Below are 18194 nucleotides of genomic sequence, written 5' to 3'. Positions count from 1 at the left end.
GTCGATATCCTCAGGTCTCAGGCGGGCGGGTAGCGATGCTGCCCGCCGTGACGGTCTTCGGCGACCGCCTCCACGCCCGGCGTCTCGCAACCGGACAGGAAGGCGGGGCCGACCGGAATCTTGCCGGCGCCGCCGGGAATGTCGAGGATATAGGTCGGCTGGCACAACCCGGAAAGGTTGCCGCGCAGGCTTTTGACCAGCGCCTGCCCCTCTTCCAGCGTCAAACGGAAATGCGAGGTGCCGGGCGCGAGATCGGGATGGTGCAGGTAATAGGGCTTGATGCGGTTCTCGACGAAGGCGCGCATCAGGGCGCCCAGCGTCTCGACATCGGCATTGACGCCCTTGAGCAGCACGGACTGGCTCAGCAGGACATGGCCGGCATCGGCGAGCGTCGCGATGGCGGCGCAGGCCTCGTCGGTGAACTCGCGCGGATGGTTGGCGTGGATGGCGATATAGCTCGCCTTGCCGGGGATGCGCAGCGCCTTCGCATAATCGGGCGTGATCCGGCCGGGATCGACGACGGGCACGCGAGTGTGCCAACGCGCGACCTTGATATGCGGGATGCTGGCCAGGCGCTTCGCCACCTCGCGGACGCGGCGGGCGGAGAGGATGAAGGGATCGCCACCGGTCATGATCACCTCCCAGATCTCCGGCCGGGAAGCGAGATAGGCAAGCGCGGCATCGAGCTTCGCGCCGGTCAAGGCATCGCCGCCGGGGCCGACCATCTCGCGCCGGAAGCAGAAGCGGCAATAGACCGGGCAGGCATGGACGAGCTTGAGCAAAGCGCGATCCGGATAGCGATGGACCACGCCCTCGACCGGGGAATGCGCGTCGTCGCCGATCGGGTCGGCGAGTTCCTGCGGCAGCGTGACGAGCTCGGCCGCATCGGGAATGAACTGGCGCGCGATCGGATCGTCCAGATCATTGGGGTCGATCAACTCGGCGATAGCCGGCGTCACCGAAACGGCATAGCGTTCCGCCACCTTCTGCAGCGCTTCACGGCGCGCGGGCGCGGCGAGGCCGGCCTCGACGAGCGCGTCGATGCTGCGCAAAGGCTGGCCACCGGGGGGCTGGTGAACGGTCATGCCCTTCCCCTGCCCGGTTCCGCGACCGGCGTCCAGAGCACATCCTCGATCCGGCGCGCGCCCACGCAGAGCATGACGAGCCGATCGAAGCCGAGCGCAATGCCGGAAGCCGCCGGCATCAGCGCCAGTGCTGCCAGGAAATCCTCGTCGACCGGATAGCGCTCGCCATAGATGCGCTCCTTCTCGTCCATATCGGCTTCGAAACGGCGGCGCTGCTCGGCCGGGTCGGTGAGCTCGCCGAAGGCATTGGCGAGCTCGACACCGCAGGCATAGAGCTCGAAGCGCTCGGCCACGCGCGGATCGCCCGGCTTGGGCCGGGCCAGCGCGGCCTCGCTGATCGGGTATTCGCAGAGGATCGTGGCGCGGCCACGGCCGAGATGCGGCTCGATGCGCTCGGAGAGAATGCGGCTGAAGATGTCGGACCAGCTATCGTCGGCGGCGACACGGATGCCGGCCTCGACCGCATCGGCGGCGAGCCCACCGCGATCTACGTCGTGATCTGCCGTCACTGTTCGCAGTAAGTCGATCCCGGCATGGCGCTTGAAGGCTTCCTGCAAGGTCAGGCGCTCGGGCTCGGCGAAGGGGTCGGCCTCGATGCCGCGCCAGCGCAGCATGGTGGCGCCGGCCGCGCGGGCGGCTTCGGCCAGCAGCGCCGCGCAATCCTGCATCAACGCCTCATAGTCCTCGCCGGCGCGATACCATTCCAGCATCGTGAATTCGGGATGGTGCAGGGCCGTGCGCTCGCGATTGCGGAAGACGCGGGCGAAATCGAAGATGCGCGTCTCTCCGGCCGCCAGCAGCTTCTTGGCAGCGAATTCCGGCGAGGTGTGCAGGTAATAGGGATGCGGCTCGGCGGCATTGTCGATCAGCGTCGTGCCGAAGCCGTGCAGGTGCGTCTCGTTCCCGGGCGAGAGTTGAAGGATCGCCGCCTCGACCTCGGTGAAGGCGCGAGCCTCGAACCAGCGCCGCAGCGCCGTCTTGATCCGCCCGCGCGCCAGCAGGGCCGGGCGGCGGTCAGCATGAACATCGGGCCGCCAGAACGGCGTCGGGGACGAACTCATCGAAACTCGCATGGAATGCGTCGGAAAGCTTTCGTTTCGCGCGCGAATGCGGTAGTTGCGCGGCGACAGGAATTCGCATAGCGCGCGACAACGCTGCGCACCAGAAGGACATTCACGTGGTCAAGGTCATCGCCTCTTCCGTCCGCAAGGGCAACGTCCTGGATCTGGACGGACATCTGTGCACGGTCATCTCGGCCGAGAGCTTCTTCCCCGGCAAGGGCACCCCGACGACGCAGATCGACATGCGCCGCATCTCCGACGGCACCAAGATGACCCAGCGCTACAAGACGACCGAGCAGGTTGAGCGCGCCTATGTCGAGGACCGCGACTTCACCTATCTCTATCAGGACGGCGAGCAGTACGTCTTCATGAACCCGGAGACCTACGACCAGATCCCGGTCGACAAGGACGTGATCGGCGACGCCGCTCCCTATCTCCAGGAGAACATGAAGGTCTCGCTCTCGGTGTTCGAGGACAAGGCCGTCGCGATCGAATTGCCGCAGCGCGTCACGCTCGAGGTCGTCGAGACCGAGCCGGTGACGAAGGGCCAGACGGCCTCCTCCTCCTACAAGCCGGCGATCCTGTCGAACGGCGTGCGCAGCGCCGTGCCGCCGCATGTCGGCGTCGGCACCCGCGTCGTCGTGATGACCGCCGACGGCTCCTATGTCGAGCGCGCGAAGGACTAATTTCTTGCGCGCAGAGCGCAGGAGAAAGTTCTCCTCTATAGCTTACGCAGCGGGCCCTTTCCGGGCCCGTTGTCGTTTCCGAGGACATTCATGACGCTCTCAGTCAAGGCCGCCGCCCTTTCCGGCTTCGTACAGACGCTCAAGGCGCTCGACGCCATTCTCGACAAGGCCGTGGACCAGGCCGAGACCCGCAAGATCCAGCCGGAAGTGCTGCTCTCCGCCCGGCTCGCGCCGGACATGCTGGCCTTCACCCGCCAGATCCAGCTCTGCTGCGACTTCGCCAAGAACGCGGTCGCGCGTCTGTCGGGCGGCGAGAACCCGCGCTTCCCCGATGAGGAAAAGAGCTTCCCGGAGCTGAAGGAGCGCATCGCCAAGACGCTCGCCTTCATCGCAGCCGCCGACGGCGCTGTGCTCGATGCCGGGCTTGGCCGCGAGGTCACCTTCCCGCGCGGCCCCTCGGCGACGGTGACGATGACCGGCGAGGCCTATCTCACCCGCTTCGCCATCCCGAACTTCTATTTCCACGCCACGACGGCCTACGACATCCTGCGCCAGAACGGCTTCCAGATCGGCAAGCAGGACTTCCTGCTCGGCGTCTTCGACGCCTGAGGCCAGCCTTACGGGCATGAGCGCGGCGCCTGCCATCACGATCGAACGCGCCTCTCCCCGGGATGCCGGGGAGATCGCGACGCTCTATCTGGCGTCGCGCGCGCAGGCCCTGCCCTATCTGCGTCGCGTCCATAGCGACGACGAGGTCCGGGGTTGGATCGCGCATGTCAGGCTCGCCACCGGCGAGACCTGGGTCGCGCGGGAGGCCGGGCGCATCCTCGGCTTCCTCTGCCTCGACGGCGAGGACCTCGACCAGCTCTATCTGCTGCCGGGCCAGTTTCGGCGCGGCATCGGCTCATTGCTGCTCGCAAAGGCGAAAGAGCTGAGCCCGGAGCGGCTTCATCTGTTCACTTTCCAGCGGAACGCGGCTGCGCGGGCCTTCTACGAGCGCCACGGCTTCCAACTGGTCGATCTCAACGACGGCGCGCGCAACGAAGAGGGCGAGCCGGACGCGCTCTACGAGTGGCGCCGATCTTTTTCAGACGGGGCCTTGTAAACGGGAACAGCCATTCCCATTTCAGGATCACGGCGATGTCGAGAGCGTTCCACAGCTCTCCAGCGCCGTTGAAGACGGCCATGAGCCGAACGTTTGACGCCGGATGTACGCGCACCCGTTCAGGACATGGCCGTTGGTTCATTCCGAGGCCCGTAGCGGACATCCGCTGCGGGTCTTTTCGTTTCCGTCTTCCGCCGGGCTGGTCCCGACCATCCAAGTCTTCGCTGGTCAAGGTAGTGTTCACAACGTGGATGCTCGCCACAAGGGCGAGCATGACGCCATGGCGTTCTCTCAATCTTGCAGGAACGGATTGTTCTGCCGCTCCTCGCCCAGCGTGCTCGCCGGGCCATGGCCGGGCAGGAACTGGACGTCGTCGCCGAGCGGCAGGAGCTTGGTCTTGATCCCCGAGATCAGCGCCTCATGGTCGCCATAGGGGAAATCGGTACGACCGACCGAGCCGGCGAAGACGGTGTCGCCCGCCAGCAGGAAGCGCAAGTCCTTCTGGAAGAAGGTGACATGGCCCGGCGAATGGCCGGGCACATGCGCGACCGCGAAGGTCAGGTCCCCAAGCGAGACCGTATCGCCCTCGTTGAGCCAGCGCGTCGGCACGACGGCCTTCATGCCATGGATATCGAAGCGCAGGCCCTGCTCCGGCAAGGCGTCGAGCAAGGGCTTGTCGCCCTCATGCGGCCCGATGATCGGGATCGACAGCGCCTGCGCCAGCTCGGTCGCGCCGCCGGCATGGTCGAGATGACCATGGGTCAGCCAGATCGCGACCGGCGTGACGCCGAGTTCCTTGATCGCGGCCTGCAGGCGCGGGACGTCGCCGCCGGGATCGATGATCGCCGCCTCTTTCGACTTCGGCTCCCAGACGATCGCGCAGTTCTGCTGGAACGGCGTCACCGGCACGACGGCGATCTGGAGCGGTGGCTGCTGGTCGGTCATGGGGGAATCTTTCGGGGCTTGAAATGCCGGTGGCGCGGTGAGGCCGTCATTCTCGGGCGTAGCGAAGCGCAGACCCGAGAATCTCTTTCAGGAGATGCTCGGGTCAAGCCCGAGCATGACGGCGGCAGTCGCTGGGCGCAAACTCACCGCCCGCCGCAGCGATTGGCGATCAGTGCGCGGTAGTTCACCAGCTCGGAATCCATCTCCGCGACATTGCGCGCGCGCTCCGGCCCATCCTGGCAGGTGGCGAAGACCGAGCGCGCTTTCTGGAGATAGGCGACATGCTCGCGAAAGGTCCGGCACTGCGTCGCTTGGTCGGCGCTCGCCACGCCGGCGAGCCGCGTCTGCTGCTGGCGGAAACCGGCCTCGTTCTGGAAGAGGTCGCGCGAGCAGGTCGCCGGGCGCGGCTGCTGGGCCAGCGCCGGGCCGGTCAGCAGAAGCGCCGCCAAGGTCAGCGCGAGCCTCATCCGAGGTTCAGCTCCTTGAAGAAGTCGTTGCCCTTGTCATCGATGACGATGAAGGCCGGGAAATCCTCGACCTCGATCCGCCAGACCGCCTCCATGCCGAGCTCGGCATATTCGAGAACCTCTACCTTGCGGATGCAATCCTGCGCGAGCCGCGCGGCCGGCCCCCCGATCGAGCCGAGATAGAAGCCGCCATGGGCCTTGCAGGCTTCGCGCACGGCCGCCGAGCGATTGCCCTTGGCCAGCATCACCATCGAGCCGCCGAAGGACTGGAACTGGTCGACGAAGGAATCCATGCGGCCGGCCGTGGTCGGGCCGAAGGAGCCGGAGGCGAAGCCCTCCGGCGTCTTGGCCGGGCCGGCGTAATAGACCGGGTGGTTCTTGAAATAATCGGGCATGCCCTCGCCGCGCTCCAGCCGCTCGCGGATCTTGGCATGGGCGAGGTCGCGCGCGACGACGATCGTGCCGGTCAGCGACAGGCGCGTCTTGACCGGGTGCTGCGACAGCGTGGCGAGGATTTCGCTCATCGGCTGGTTGAGATCGATCTTGACGACCGCGCCGCCGAGCTTCGCCTCGTCGACATCCGGGAGGTACTTGGACGGATCGGTCTCCAGCGCCTCGAGGAAAATGCCGTCCTTGGTGATCTTGCCCTTGGCCTGACGGTCGGCCGAGCAGGAGACGCCGAGCCCGATCGGCAACGAGGCGCCATGGCGCGGCAGGCGGATGACGCGCACGTCGTGGCAGAAATACTTGCCGCCGAACTGCGCGCCGACGCCGAGCGCCTGCGTCATCTTATGAACCTCTTCCTCCATCTCGATGTCGCGGAAGGCATGGCCGCTGGGTGAGCCCTTCGTCGGCAGCGCGTCGAGATATTTGGTCGAGGCGAGCTTGACCGTCTTCAGGGTCTGCTCGGCCGAGGTGCCGCCGATGACGATGGCGAGATGGTAGGGCGGGCAGGCGGCGGTGCCCAGCGTGAGGATCTTCTCCTTCAGGAACGCCATCAAGCGGTCCTTGGTGAGAAGCGAGGGCGTGGCCTGATAGAGGAAGGTCTTGTTGGCCGAGCCGCCGCCCTTGCAGACGAAGAGGAATTTATAGGCGTCCTCGCCCTCGGCGTAGATGTCGATCTGCGCCGGCAGGTTGGTCGCGGTGTTCTTCTCCTCGAACATCGAGAGCGGCGCGAGCTGGGAATAGCGCAGGTTGCGTTTGAAATAGGCGTCCGCCACACCCTCGCCGAGCGCCGCCTCGTCCTCGCCATCGGTCCAGACCTTGCGGCCCTTCTTGCCCATGATGATCGCGGTGCCGGTGTCCTGGCACATCGGCAGCACGCCGCCGGCCGCGATGTTGGCGTTCTTCAGGAGATCATAGGCGACGAACTTGTCGTTCGAGGTCGCCTCGGGATCATCGAGGATCTTGCCGAGCTGGGCGAGATGGCCGGGACGCAGCAGGTGGTTGATATCGATGAAGGCTTGTTCGGAGAGCTGGCGGATCGCCTCGCGCGAAACACTCAGGACCTCGCGGTCGCCGATCTTCTCGACGCTGACACCCTCGCTGCCGAGCTTGCGATAAGGCGTCGTATCCTCGCCGAGCGGGAAAAGATCGACATGCGTATAGGCCATGACCAGCGGCTCCGAAACAGGGCGCGCCGCGTTCAGGACATGAGAGACGCGGCGCCGATCCAGCCGGGGTCATAGCCCGTTGGCCGGGATCGTCCAAGCAGTCTTTAATGCGTTTAAGCCGAGAACAGGGCCTAGGCTGCCTGTGCCGCCGATTCGGCGAGGATCGCATAGATCGCCGAGGGGTCGCGGACCTTGCGGACCTGTTCCAGAACGGACTGGTTGCGCAACACGCGCGCGACACGGGCGAGCGCCTTGAGATGGTCGGCGCCCGCGCCCTCGGGCGCGATCAGGACGAAGATGATATCGACCGGCTGGCCATCGAGCGCGTCGAAATCGATCGGCTTCTCGGTGCGGGCGAAGAGCCCGACGAGGCGGTCGATGCCGGGCATCCGGCCGTGCGGGATGGCGATACCCTCGCCGATGCCGGTCGAGCCGAGGCGCTCACGCTGGAGCAGCGCTTCGAACAGCTCCCGGTCCGGCAGGCCCGTCAGCGTGGCGGCATGCTGGGCAAGCTCCTGCAGAGCCTGCTTCTTGCCGTTGGCCCGCAGCGGCGAGATCACCGCGGCGGGGCTCAGAAGATCGGTCAGCGTCATTCGCCCGTCCATGCATGTCCCGTGCCGGCCGAAATGCGTCGGCACGGGTCAGGTTCGACGGCCGGAGCGGATCGCCCGCCGGCCTTCAGGACAGCGATGCCGGCGGGTCGATCCAGCCGATATTACCGTCGCCGCGGCGATATACGATGTTCATGCGGCCATTGCCAGCGTGGCGGAAGACGACGACCGGCGCCCCGGTCAGGTCGAGCTCGGCCACTGCGTCGCTAACCGTCCTGACATGCAGGGATTTGGTCGATTCCGCGACGATCACCGGGTTGTCGCCAGCCGAAACCCCGTCGAAATCCTCGACATCGTCATCGGGGGCCGCGATCACATAGCTGGGGATTTCGATTCCGACATCGCGGCCATTGGCACTCGAACGGTCCTTCAACCGTCGCTTGTAGCGTCGCAGCCGCTTCTCGATGCGCTCAGCCATCTTGTCGAGGCTGGCATAGGGATCGTGGGCGGTGGCGGAGGCTTCCAGCGTGATCCCGGAGGAGAGGTGCAGGACACCGTCGGTCCGGAAGGCGGAGCCGTCCTTGTCGACCGTGACATGGCCCTGATAGCCACCCTCGTAATATTTGCTGACCGCCGCAGCGACCCGCTCCTCGGCCTGACCGCGCAGGGCCTCGCCGACGTCGAGATTCTTGCCGGAGATTCGCAAGCTCATGGAGTGCTTCCCCTTGGTTTAGCCATGGCCCAGTTCGGCCATCCCTAGGAGCTAAGAACCGGGAGTCGGGGTTGTCAATGAGCCGGCGCAGTCATGGCGCGCATGCGCGGGCCCTTTGGAACAAATTCGCTCAGCGTTCTGCCGCGGCCATGGCGACCTTCTCGCGCCGCCGCTCCATCGAGGACGGGATTCTCAGGGATTCGCGGTATTTCGCCACAGTACGCCGGGCGATATCGATGCCACCGCCCTTCAAACGGGTCACAATGGCATCATCCGAGAGAACCGCCGAAGGGCTCTCGTCGTCGATCATCTGCTTGATCCGGAAGCGCACGGCCTCCGCCGAATGCGCCTCGCCATAGCCGGTCGCGGCGATCGCGGCCGAGAAGAAATATTTCATTTCGAAGACCCCGCGCGAGCAGGTCAGGTATTTGTTCGAGGTCACGCGCGAGACGGTCGATTCGTGCATGCCGATGGCGTCGGCCACGGTCTTGAGGTTGAGCGGGCGCAGATGCTCGACGCCATGGGCGAAGAAGCCGTCCTGCTGGCGCACGATCTCGCTCGCGACCTTCAGGATCGTCCGGGCACGCTGCTCCAGCGAGCGGGTCAGCCAGTTCGCCGTCTGCAGGCATTCGGCAATGAAGGCCTTGTCCGCATCGTTGCGGGCCGCCCGAGAGACGCGCGCGTGATAGGTCTGGTTGACGAGCAGGCGCGGCAAGGTGTCGGGGTTGAGGTCGATCAGCCAGGAGCCGTCCGGCGCGGCGCGGATGAAGACATCCGGCACCACAGTCTCGGCGGCCGAGCCACCGAAGGCACGGCCGGGCTTGGGGTCGAGACGGCGGATCTCCCCGACCATGTCGGCGATGTCCTCGTCATCGACGCCGCAGAGGCGCTTCAGCGCGGCGAAGTCGCGCTTGGCGACGAGATGCAGGTTCGCGACCAAGACCTGCATGGCCGGGTCGAAGCGGTTGCGGTCGCGCAGCTGGATGGCGAGGCACTCGGCGACGTCGCGGGCGGCGATGCCGGAGGGATCGAAGCCCTGGACGACGCGCAGGACCGTCTCGACCCTGTCGATGGCCACGCCGAGGCGCTCGGCGATCTCCACGAGGGGCTCGCCGAGATAGCCGCTGTCATCGACCGCATCGATGATATGGCGGCCAATGATGCGGTCGGCCGGCGTCACGACGGCAAGGTCGAGCTGGGCGACGAGATGATCGTGCAACGAGGCATCCGCCGTCAGGCTGCTCTCGAAACCCTCGGGATCGCCGTCGAAGGAGCCGCCCGTCGCGCCATAGGCGCCACCGACGATCGGCAGGCTGTCGGCGCCGTTCGCCTCGCTGCGGGCGACTGTCGGCTGCTCGTTCTGGAAGACGTTGTCGAGGCCGGTGCCGAGCCGGCCTTCCATGCCCTCCTGCGTATGCAGGCTCTCGGCCTTGGCGAAGCTTTCGGCATCGGCGGCGTGAGGGCTATCGCCGCCATCGGAGCGGGCCGGCTGCTCCGCCCCCTCATCGCGTTCCAGCAAGGGATTGCGCTCCAGCTCGCCCTCGACGAAATTCTGGAGTTCGAGATGCGAGAGCTGCAGGAGCTTGATCGCCTGCAGCAGCTGCGGCGTCATCACCAGGGACTGGCCCTGGCGCAGCTCCATGCGCGGCATCATCGCCATACGCGAAAGGCCCTTCCCGCTCGCGCACCATCGGCACGCTTCTTGCTTGCGGAAGGGACACTAGCGCCGGCTCACCGCCGCGTCAAAGGCTCAGCCATGTCTGCGGCCGGAAAATTGATGCGCCGCAACAAAAGCGCCTTCGCAAGCCAGCCGCAGCGCCTCAGAGGCGGAAATCCTCGCCGAGATAGACGCGCCGGACGTCCGGGTTGGCGATGATCTCGGCCGGGGAGCCTTCGGTCAGAACGCGCCCGGAATGGATGATATAGGCCCGATCGACCAGACCGAGCGTTTCGCGGACGTTGTGGTCGGTGATCAGCACGCCGATGCCGCGGTCGGTGAGCTGGCGCACCAGCGCCTGGATGTCGCCGACCGCGATCGGGTCGATGCCGGCGAAAGGCTCATCGAGCAGGATGAAGGAGGGCTTGCCGGCGAGCGCACGGGCGATCTCGCAGCGGCGGCGCTCGCCGCCCGACAGCGCGATCGAGGGCGCCTTGCGCAGGCGGGCGATGGTGAACTCTTCGAGCAGCTGGTCGAGCTGGCGCTCGCGCGCCTTGCGGTCGGGCTCGACCACTTCCAGCACCGAGCGGATATTGTCCTCGACCGACAGGCCGCGGAAGATCGAGGCTTCCTGCGGGAGGTAACCGATTCCGAGGCGCGCGCGCTGGTACATCGGCAAGGCGGTGATGTCGTTGCCTTCGAGCGAGATGACGCCGGCATCGGCCGCGACGAGGCCGGTGATCATGTAGAAGATCGTGGTCTTGCCGGCGCCGTTGGGGCCGAGCAGGCCGACCGCCTCGCCCTGGCGCAGGTGAAGGCTGGCATCGGAAACGACGGCACGGCCGCCATAGCTCTTGCGCAGGCCGGCGACGGCAAGGACCCCTGCCCCGCCGATGGCGGCGACGCCAGCAGGCGCCTGCCTTGCGCTGCCCTGATCGCTTTTGCCGAACAACCCGCGCAGACGGCCTAAGGCGCCCGGCTGCTGCGGGCGTGGAGCCGGCCGCGCCGGCGCGGCCGAGGGACGAGGCGCTTCGGAAACGGTCACTGCAGCACGATCAGTTGGTGGGCTTCGGGGCCGGCTGAGCCGGCTTGGCGCCGGGCTTGGCGGCGTCCGGCTTATTGGCGTCGCCCGCATTCGGCACGAAGAAGCCCTGCACGCGCCCACCCCGGTTCTCAACATTCGCGACGCCGGTGGTGGTGTTGTAGATCAGCTTCTCGCCGCGGGTGATGTTCGGCCCGTCATTGAGGGCCACGTTGCCGGTCATGATGACGACGTTGTTGGCCCGGTCGAACTCGGCATTGTCGGAGGTCGCGGCTTGCGTCTTCGAGACCACGGTGACCGGCCCCTTGCACAGGATGCGCTTGATCGAGCTGTCATTGCCCTGCCCTGCCGCGCCCGTCGCCACGGGAGCCGGGGCTGGGGCCGGGGTCGCCGGGCGGCCGGCGGTTCCGCCCGGGCCACCGCGGCCTTCGTAGAGCACGGTCATGATCGTGCAGCGAACCGTCGTCTCGCCCTGCACGGCTACGACATTGCCGGAGAAGACCGCCTTGTTCTCCTTGTCGAGCACATCGAGCTTGTCGGCGTCGATCTTGATCGGTTCCTTGCTGTCGCCGCCGAGCCCGCCCAGCGCCGAGGAGGCGCCGCGCGCCTTGGCGGGCGCCGCCTGCGCGAAAGCCGCCTGGGGCGCACCGATGAGCGCGAAACCCGCTACAAGGAGCAGCGCGGCGTCACGGGCATGCGCGAAACGGAGCATCTGGCCAACCTTGGTCATGTCACTGTCTCTTCCCATTCCCGGCGTCGCCTGCCGGCACCCCATCCGCAGGGGGAACCCGATTCGCGTTCAGCAGTTCCGGCATCGGAGTGCTGCCCTCGCGTTCGGGGCCGGCGAGCGTACCTGCTGGCGCGTTCCGGATGAAGACCCGCACCCGCCCTTCGAAAGCGATCAACTCGCCATTGTTCTTCACGTCAAGTGTGTCGGCATCGACGGTGGTCTCGCCGAGGCTGACCTTGACGGGCTCCTTCGAGACCACGGTGCCGGCCTTGAAGTCGACATCTGCGGTCTTCATCTGCATGTCGTGGCCGTTCTCGGTGCGGATCTTGACGTCGTCGACGAGGCGCAGCTTTTCCTTCTGCGTGTCGAACAAGCCCGTCTTCGCATTCACCGTCACCCAGCCCTCGCGCTCCATCTGGATGCGCGCCGTCAGGGTCTGCAGCTCGACCTGAGTCGGGTTCTTGATCTCCTGGAAGGCGTTCACGGCCGTGACCTGATAGGGCCGGTTGTCCTTGCGATAGCCGGAGAGCTTCGGCGTCTCCATCTTGACCTTGCCGCCGGTGATGCCGACGGAACTGACCGAGACATTGGCCAGCTTGCCGCCGAGCGGCGAGAGGAAGGGCACCACGACCAACGCCAGCACCAGGACCACTGAAGCGACGGGAATCAGGCGGCGCAGGAGATGCACCAACCGCGTATGGCGACGCGCCGCGCCAAAGGCCGCGCGCCGACGCAGCGCCTGCGCGGACAGCCCCGCCGCCGGGTCGTTGAAGGTCATTGCCAAAGTCATGCCCCGCGCAATGGCAGCCGCTCACGGCATTTTCGTGTCACGGGACGGGCCGCATCGCGCCCTCGCGCGGCTCGTCCAGAGGGGCAGGCGCACCACCGCGCGCCTCACCCGCGCGCAGACTGACGCAAGAAGCCTTAGAAATTGTCAAGTGTGGGCGAAGATATCCGTCTCGTCCCAGCCCGCGAGATCGAGCTCCGCGCGGTAGGGCAGGAACTGGAAACAGGCCTGTGCAAGATGCCGGCGCCCCTCGCGCGCAAGCATCGTCTCCAGCTTCTCGTGCAGGCCATGAAGGTGCAGCACGTCGGAGGCGGCATAGGCGAGCTGCGCCTCGCTCAGCGTGTCGGCACCCCAGTCGGACGATTGCTGCTGCTTCGACAATTCGACACCGAGCAGCTCGCGCACGAGATCCTTGAGCCCGTGCCGGTCGGTATAGGTGCGGGTGAGCTTCGAAGCGATCTTGGTGCAATAGACCGGCGCGGTGACCACGCCGAAGGCATGCTTGAGCACGGCGACATCGAAACGGGCGAAGTGGAAGAGCTTCAGCACCGCCGGATCCTCGAGCAGGCGGATCAGGTTCTTCGGCCGCTCGCCGCCCTTCGGGATCTGCACGACGTCCGCGGTGCCGTCTCCACGCGACAGCTGGACGACGCAGAGCCGGTCCCGATGCGGATTGAGGCCGAGCGTCTCGGTATCGATCGCGACGCTCGCCCCGGCCTCATAGCCGTCCGGCAGGTCGCCGCGATGAAAGCGGATGGTCATGCTCGAAACCTCACTGGGGCCGCGCGAACGCGCCCTTCGACTGCACTTCACGAAACGGGAAACGACAGGCCGCGTGCCGACAGCGACGCGCGTCCCGCAGCTAACGGCCAGCCCCGTCCCGTTCAAGCCCTTTCTGAGCCGGAATAAACTCTTATGCGCCTCATTAACCCTTTATTCACCATAGGCTTCAACCCGGCGGCCGGCTGTGCGACAACCGACCATCGGAGTTCGCCGGATGTCCATGACCCGCCTTTTCAGCGATTTCGACGGCCGCATCGGATTGCGGGCGTTCTGGATCGGCAGCCTCGCGGTCGCGCTGACGCTGTTCGCCATCCAGCGCATCGTGCCGCTCCTGGCGGATCGCCAGGACACATTGACTGTCATCGCCTTCGCCAACGCCTTCGCCCTGTTTCCCTGGGCGGCACTGGCCGCCAAACGCGCGAACGACCGTGGCAGCACACCGCTTTTCGGTATCCTGCTGATCTGTGCCATCGTGCTGCCGGAGCAGCTCCGGCCCTTCCTGTCGATCGGCTGGCGCCCGTCGCTCGAGGCGATCTCGACCATGGCCTGGATCGTCGCCATCATCGATCTCGGGTTGCTGCCGTCGGCAGCGGAACAAGATGGGGTTGCGGCTCAGCCGGTCGGTGCTAAAGCGGCGGAATGAGCGCCGCACCGACATCCCCCGCCCCTGCCCTCCGCTTCGACCCCACCGACCCCGTCGCCCTGACGCAGGCCCTGGTCCGCTGCCCCTCGGTCACGCCCGAGGAAGGCGGAGCGCTCGCCCTGCTCGCCGCCGTGCTATCGGCCGAGGGCTACGTGGTCGAGCGCCCGGTCTTCAGCGAGCCGGGCACGCCCGATGTCGAGAATCTCTATGCCCGGATCGGCAGTACCGCTCCCGTCTTCGTGATCGCCGGCCATACCGATGTCGTGCCCGTCGGCGATGCAGCCGCCTGGACGCGCGAGCCCTTCGGCGCGACCATCGAGAACGGCACGCTCTACGGACGTGGCGCCTGCGACATGAAGGGCGGGCTCGCCGCCATGGTTTCGGCCGCGATCCGCTACCGGCGCGACAACCCGGATGCGCCCGGCTCGATCGCCTTCCTGGTTACCGGCGACGAGGAAGGCCCTTCGGTCAACGGCACGGTGAAGCTTCTGGCCTGGGCGCATGAGCGCGGCGAGCGCTTCGACCATTGCATCCTCGGCGAGCCAACCAATCCAGCCACGATGAGCGATATGGTCAAGATCGGCCGGCGAGGCTCGCTGACCGGCAGGCTGACCGTGCAGGGCACGCAGGGCCATGTCGGCTATCCCCATCTCGCCGACAATCCGATCCGCGGCATGGTGCGCCTGCTCGCCGCCCTCGACGCCACGCCGCTCGATGGCGGAACGCAGCATTTCGACCCGAGCAATCTCGAAGTGACGACGCTCGATGTCGGCAATCCCGCGACCAACGTCATCCCGGCGCAGGCGAAGGCGGCCTTCAATATCCGCTTCAACGACACCTGGACGCCGGAGACGCTCACCGCCGAGCTGGAACGGCGCCTGCGCGAGGCCGCCGGCAACCAGGTGCGCTATACGCTCGACGTCCAGCCGACCAATGCCGTCGCCTTCCTGACCGAGCCCGGCCCCTTCGTCGCGCTCGTCACTGAGGCCGTCGAGGCCGAGACCGGCAAGCGCCCGGCCCTGTCGACCACGGGCGGCACCTCCGACGCGCGCTTCATCAAGAACTACTGCCGCGTCGTCGAGTACGGCGTCGTCGGCAAGACGATGCACCAGATCGACGAATGCGTTGCCGTTGCCGACCTCGTCTCGCTCCAGCGGATCACGCATCGTTTACTCGCCAGCTATTTTGCGACGCAGCATCCGGCTTGACGCCTCGGAACAAGGGTCCATTATCTCCGTTAGACGAAAGTCTAACACCGCAGATAATGGAGACCGTGATGAGGCTGGCAGCCGATGACGTCGCGCGTTCGCTGCGCGGCTCCTGGCACCTGATGACCCGCGGGGCCGAGGCCCTGCCGGAGCTCGACCTGACCAGGGACGGGTTCTGGCGCTCCTTCCTCGCCTTCGCGCTGATGCTGCCGGCGACGATCGCCATCCTTGCAGCGGCGCGTCTGACTGCGGGGCTGCCGAACAGCGCCGGGCTCTTCGCCGCACCGACGCTGGCGCTGTCGGTCATCGCGGCTCTCGCGCTGACGGTCCTGGCAGTGCCGGCCCTGCTGATCGCGCTCCGCCCGGAGCTCGCGCAGACGCCGCGCTTCACCAGCTTCGTCATCGCCTGGAACTGGGCAGGCATCGTCTCGGCCAGCCTGATGGCCATCCCGGCGACGATCTTCGCCATCGGCTGGGCTCCGCCCGCACTGGCGATCATGCAGTCGCTCTTCTTCGCCGCGATCGTGCTGCGGCTGCGCTATTGCGTGGCGCGCGCCGTCTTCGGGCCGGAGAGCCGCGGCATTGCCATGATGCTGGTCGTCGCCAGCGTGATGCTCGACTACGGCGTCACCCGGCTGTTCGGGCTGTTCTGAGGCGCCTGAGGCTCAGCCCGGCTGTTCGACATAGTCGACGCCGGCGAGATAGAGCCCGCAGGACGGCGCCAAAGCCGCGCATTGCGAGCGGTCGCGCGCCGCCAACACCTTGCCGACCTTGTTCTCCGGCCAGCGGCCCATCCCGACCATCTTCAGGCAGCCGACGATCGAACGGACCTGATGGTGCAGGAAGGAACGGGCGTGGACATAGACCACGATCTCGGAGCCCTCGCGGCGGACATCGCAGCGGTCGAGCGTGCGGATCGGGCTGTTGGCCTGACATTCGGCGGCGCGGAAGGTGGTGAAATCGTGCTGGCCGAGCAGAGCCTTGGCCGCGCGGTCCATCGCCTCGTGATCGAGCTTGACCGGCACATGCCAGACCCGGTCGCGATCCAGCGCCGGCTGGGCCCGGCGATCGAGGATGCGGTAAACATAGTAGCGACGCCGCGCCGAAATGCGGGCATCGAAATCATCGGGCACCAATTCGGCGCTGAGGACAGCGACCGGAAGCCGCTTCAGCCGGGCATTGGTCGCGTCGCGCACGACATCGGTGCGCCACTCCTTGTCGATATCGACATGGGCCACCTGATGGGTGGCGTGGACGCCGGCATCGGTCCGGCCCGCGCAATGCAAACGGACGGGATGGCCGCAGAAGGCCTCGACCGCCTCCTCGACGCTCTGCTGCACGGACGGGCCGTTGAGCTGGCGCTGCCAGCCCGAGAACGGCGTGCCGTCGTATTCGATAACGAGCTTGTAGCGCGGCATCAGAGCTTGGCACCGGCTCCGAGCCGGGCGCCGCGCAGGAACTCGGCCCCGCTCATCGGAGCCTTGCCGGCGCGCTGGACCTGCAGCAGCTTCACCGCGCCTACGGCGCAAGCAACGGTGCCCTCGTCGTCGAGCAGCGTGCCCGGCTCGGCGGCGCCGCCGGCGCGGGCCGTGCGGAGAATCTTCAGACGCTCCGGCCCCTTGCCGAGATCGATCTCGGCGAAGGCGCCCGGGAAGGGCGAGAGACCGCGCACGAGGTCATGAACCTGCTGCGCCGGCAGGGCCCAGCTCAGCTTCGCCTCGGCATTGGTGATCTTGCTGGCATAGGTCACGCCTTCCTCAGGCTGCGGCGTGAACTGCAGGCCGCCGCGGCCGAGCGCCGCGAGCGCGCGCACCATCAGGTCGGCGCCGAGGAGGCTCAACTGGTCATGAAGCTCACCGGCCGTCATGTCCGGGCCGATGGTCAGGTTCTCGACCATGGCGACAGGGCCGGTATCGAGGCCAGCTTCCATCTTCATCACGCAGACGCCGCTCTCTGCATCGCCTGCCATGATCGCGCGCTGGATCGGGGCGGCGCCGCGCCAGCGCGGCAGCAGCGAGGCATGGAGGTTGAGGCAGCCCAGCTCGGGCAGATCGAGGATCGCCTGAGGCAGGATCATGCCGTAAGCGACGACGACCGCGACATCGGCCTGATGCGAGGCGATGATCTCGGCCTGTTCCGGCGTCTTCAGTGTTTTCGGCGTGAAGACCGGGATGCCGAAGCGTTCTGCCGCGCGATGCACCGGCGACGGCTTCAATTCGAGGCCGCGGCCAGCCTGGGCCGGAGCGCGGGTGTAGCAGGAGACGACCTCGTGGCCCTGGCCGACGATCTCGGTCAGCACCGGCACGGCGAAATCCGGCGTGCCCATGAAGATGACGCGCAAACTCATACGCTCGACCTTACCTTGGCCCGGCTCGACACCGGGAAGAACAGAACAGCCCTCATCCTGAGGAGCAGCCTTAAGGCTGCGTCTCGAAGGATGATCCAGTCGCCTCCTGAAGCATCCTTCGAGACGCCGCGTGCCGCGGCTCCTCAGGATGAGGGCTCAGACAACGACCGCTCGTTACGCAGCCCGCTCGCGCTTGGCCGACTTGGCGAATTTCTTGGTGACGCGCTCGCGCTTCAAACGCGAGAGATGGTCGATGAAGAGCACGCCGTTGAGATGGTCGATCTCGTGTTGCAGGCAGGTCGCGAGCAGGCCGTCGGCGGCGATCTCCTGCGTCTTGCCGTCGAGATCCATATAGCGAACCTTCACCTCGGCCGGGCGCTCGACCTCCTCGTAATATTCGGGGATCGAGAGGCAGCCTTCCTCATAGGCGCTGAACTCCTCCGAAGACCAGGTGACCTCCGGGTTGATGAAGACCTGCGGCTTCCTGGGCTCGGGCTCCTCGCCTTCCTTCGCCTCGGGCTTCGACAGGTCGATCGTCACCACGCGCAGCGGCACGCCGATCTGGATCGCCGCGAGCCCGATGCCGGGCGCGTCGTACATCGTCTCGAACATGTCCGCGACCAAGGTCCTGATCTCGGGCGTGATCGCCTCGACCGGCTTCGAGACGAGGCGAAGCTGGGCGTCAGGCAGGATGACGAGCGGGCGAATGGCCATGGGATTCCAAGGGAAAAGATCTGTTGAACCCGGGACATAAGCATTTGTGGGAGAGCGG

21 protein-coding genes are annotated in these 18194 nt (G+C 66.6%); 6 read left to right on the top strand and 15 right to left on the bottom strand.

The annotated features are described in order from the left end of the window. Nucleotides 1-17: 17 nt before the first annotated feature. Together AC07NY_RS12670 and epmA are read right to left on the bottom strand one after the other, a co-directional pair. Nucleotides 18-1085 carry a lysine-2,3-aminomutase-like protein gene (locus tag AC07NY_RS12670; protein ID WP_494584132.1) on the bottom strand — a complete coding sequence of 356 codons (1068 nt, stop codon included), beginning with the start codon at nucleotides 1083-1085 and terminating at the stop codon, nucleotides 18-20. Then, on the bottom strand, nucleotides 1082-2146 hold the full coding sequence (gene epmA, locus AC07NY_RS12665; RefSeq protein WP_494584131.1) for an EF-P lysine aminoacylase EpmA: 1065 nt from the start codon (nucleotides 2144-2146) through the stop codon (nucleotides 1082-1084). The genes AC07NY_RS12670 and epmA overlap by 4 nt, the downstream gene beginning before the upstream one ends. 116 nt (nucleotides 2147-2262) lie before the next feature. Here epmA and efp point away from each other — a divergent pair, with 116 nt between their 5' ends. From efp to AC07NY_RS12650, 3 genes are all read left to right on the top strand, one after another. Beyond that, nucleotides 2263-2832, top strand: coding sequence for an elongation factor P (gene efp, locus AC07NY_RS12660; protein ID WP_306226669.1), 570 nt, complete (start codon nucleotides 2263-2265; stop codon nucleotides 2830-2832). Between the two features lie 90 nt (nucleotides 2833-2922). Further along, nucleotides 2923-3441: a DUF1993 domain-containing protein gene (locus AC07NY_RS12655; protein ID WP_494584130.1), complete on the top strand. Its 519-nt coding sequence runs from the start codon at nucleotides 2923-2925 to the stop codon at nucleotides 3439-3441. A gap of 16 nt (nucleotides 3442-3457) precedes the next feature. Then, the gene (locus AC07NY_RS12650) at nucleotides 3458-3937 is read left to right on the top strand and encodes a GNAT family N-acetyltransferase (protein ID WP_494584129.1); all 480 of its coding nucleotides are present in this window, start codon (nucleotides 3458-3460) and stop codon (nucleotides 3935-3937) included. A gap of 291 nt (nucleotides 3938-4228) precedes the next feature. Here AC07NY_RS12650 and AC07NY_RS12645 read toward each other — a convergent pair whose 3' ends face one another. The 10 genes from AC07NY_RS12645 to AC07NY_RS12600 all read right to left on the bottom strand — a co-directional run bounded on the left by AC07NY_RS12645 (nucleotide 4229) and on the right by AC07NY_RS12600 (nucleotide 13203). Next, complete coding sequence (locus tag AC07NY_RS12645; protein ID WP_494584128.1) at nucleotides 4229-4882, bottom strand: MBL fold metallo-hydrolase; 654 nt, start codon at nucleotides 4880-4882, stop codon at nucleotides 4229-4231. Between the two features lie 143 nt (nucleotides 4883-5025). Then, a complete protein-coding gene (locus AC07NY_RS12640; protein WP_494584127.1) occupies nucleotides 5026-5349 on the bottom strand; it encodes a hypothetical protein in 324 nt (107 codons plus the stop codon). After that, nucleotides 5346-6962: a fumarate hydratase gene (locus AC07NY_RS12635; RefSeq protein WP_494584126.1), complete on the bottom strand. Its 1617-nt coding sequence runs from the start codon at nucleotides 6960-6962 to the stop codon at nucleotides 5346-5348. The genes AC07NY_RS12640 and AC07NY_RS12635 overlap by 4 nt, the downstream gene beginning before the upstream one ends. A 131-nt stretch (nucleotides 6963-7093) precedes the next feature. Further along, nucleotides 7094-7555: a PTS IIA-like nitrogen regulatory protein PtsN gene (gene ptsN, locus AC07NY_RS12630; RefSeq protein WP_336809999.1), complete on the bottom strand. Its 462-nt coding sequence runs from the start codon at nucleotides 7553-7555 to the stop codon at nucleotides 7094-7096. 85 nt (nucleotides 7556-7640) lie between these two features. Next, nucleotides 7641-8225, bottom strand: coding sequence for a ribosome hibernation-promoting factor, HPF/YfiA family (hpf, locus tag AC07NY_RS12625; protein WP_492284519.1), 585 nt, complete (start codon nucleotides 8223-8225; stop codon nucleotides 7641-7643). Between the two features lie 130 nt (nucleotides 8226-8355). Continuing rightward, nucleotides 8356-9885 carry an RNA polymerase factor sigma-54 gene (rpoN, locus tag AC07NY_RS12620; RefSeq protein WP_494584125.1) on the bottom strand — a complete coding sequence of 510 codons (1530 nt, stop codon included), beginning with the start codon at nucleotides 9883-9885 and terminating at the stop codon, nucleotides 8356-8358. A 160-nt stretch (nucleotides 9886-10045) separates the two neighbouring features. Beyond that, entirely contained in the window at nucleotides 10046-10927 is an 882-nt protein-coding gene (gene lptB / locus AC07NY_RS12615; protein WP_494584124.1) for an LPS export ABC transporter ATP-binding protein, read from the bottom strand. Nucleotides 10928-10937: 10 nt separating this feature from the next. Next, the gene (locus tag AC07NY_RS12610; RefSeq protein WP_494584123.1) at nucleotides 10938-11654 is read right to left on the bottom strand and encodes an LptA/OstA family protein; all 717 of its coding nucleotides are present in this window, start codon (nucleotides 11652-11654) and stop codon (nucleotides 10938-10940) included. A 1-nt stretch (nucleotide 11655) separates the two neighbouring features. Continuing rightward, a complete protein-coding gene (gene lptC / locus AC07NY_RS12605) occupies nucleotides 11656-12432 on the bottom strand; it encodes an LPS export ABC transporter periplasmic protein LptC (protein ID WP_492284523.1) in 777 nt (258 codons plus the stop codon). A 156-nt stretch (nucleotides 12433-12588) separates the two neighbouring features. Next, entirely contained in the window at nucleotides 12589-13203 is a 615-nt protein-coding gene (locus AC07NY_RS12600; protein WP_492284524.1) for a ribonuclease D, read from the bottom strand. Nucleotides 13204-13438: 235 nt separating this feature from the next. On the opposite strand from AC07NY_RS12600, the gene AC07NY_RS12595 reads away from it, so the two are divergent. From AC07NY_RS12595 to AC07NY_RS12585, 3 genes are all read left to right on the top strand, one after another. Further along, nucleotides 13439-13867: a DUF805 domain-containing protein gene (locus AC07NY_RS12595; protein ID WP_494584122.1), complete on the top strand. Its 429-nt coding sequence runs from the start codon at nucleotides 13439-13441 to the stop codon at nucleotides 13865-13867. After that, nucleotides 13864-15075 carry a succinyl-diaminopimelate desuccinylase gene (dapE, locus tag AC07NY_RS12590; RefSeq protein WP_494584121.1) on the top strand — a complete coding sequence of 404 codons (1212 nt, stop codon included), beginning with the start codon at nucleotides 13864-13866 and terminating at the stop codon, nucleotides 15073-15075. The genes AC07NY_RS12595 and dapE overlap by 4 nt, the downstream gene beginning before the upstream one ends. A gap of 68 nt (nucleotides 15076-15143) precedes the next feature. After that, complete coding sequence (locus AC07NY_RS12585) at nucleotides 15144-15728, top strand: hypothetical protein (protein WP_492284527.1); 585 nt, start codon at nucleotides 15144-15146, stop codon at nucleotides 15726-15728. A 12-nt stretch (nucleotides 15729-15740) separates the two neighbouring features. Here the strand turns inward: AC07NY_RS12585 and truA are convergent, their stop codons facing one another. The 3 genes from truA to def all read right to left on the bottom strand — a co-directional run bounded on the left by truA (nucleotide 15741) and on the right by def (nucleotide 18136). Then, entirely contained in the window at nucleotides 15741-16493 is a 753-nt protein-coding gene (gene truA, locus AC07NY_RS12580; RefSeq protein WP_494584120.1) for a tRNA pseudouridine(38-40) synthase TruA, read from the bottom strand. Further along, complete coding sequence (gene fmt, locus AC07NY_RS12575) at nucleotides 16493-17422, bottom strand: methionyl-tRNA formyltransferase (protein WP_494584119.1); 930 nt, start codon at nucleotides 17420-17422, stop codon at nucleotides 16493-16495. Before fmt ends, truA begins: the two co-directional genes overlap by 1 nt. Before the next feature lie 174 nt (nucleotides 17423-17596). Next, on the bottom strand, nucleotides 17597-18136 hold the full coding sequence (def, locus tag AC07NY_RS12570) for a peptide deformylase (RefSeq protein WP_494584118.1): 540 nt from the start codon (nucleotides 18134-18136) through the stop codon (nucleotides 17597-17599). Between the last annotated feature and the right edge of the window lie 58 nt (nucleotides 18137-18194).

It is taken from the genome of Allobosea sp. GW821-FHT09G06 (genome assembly GCF_059416005.1).
The sequence above is the reverse complement of the archived record's forward strand: the minus strand, read 5'-3'. Positions and strand labels throughout refer to the sequence as shown.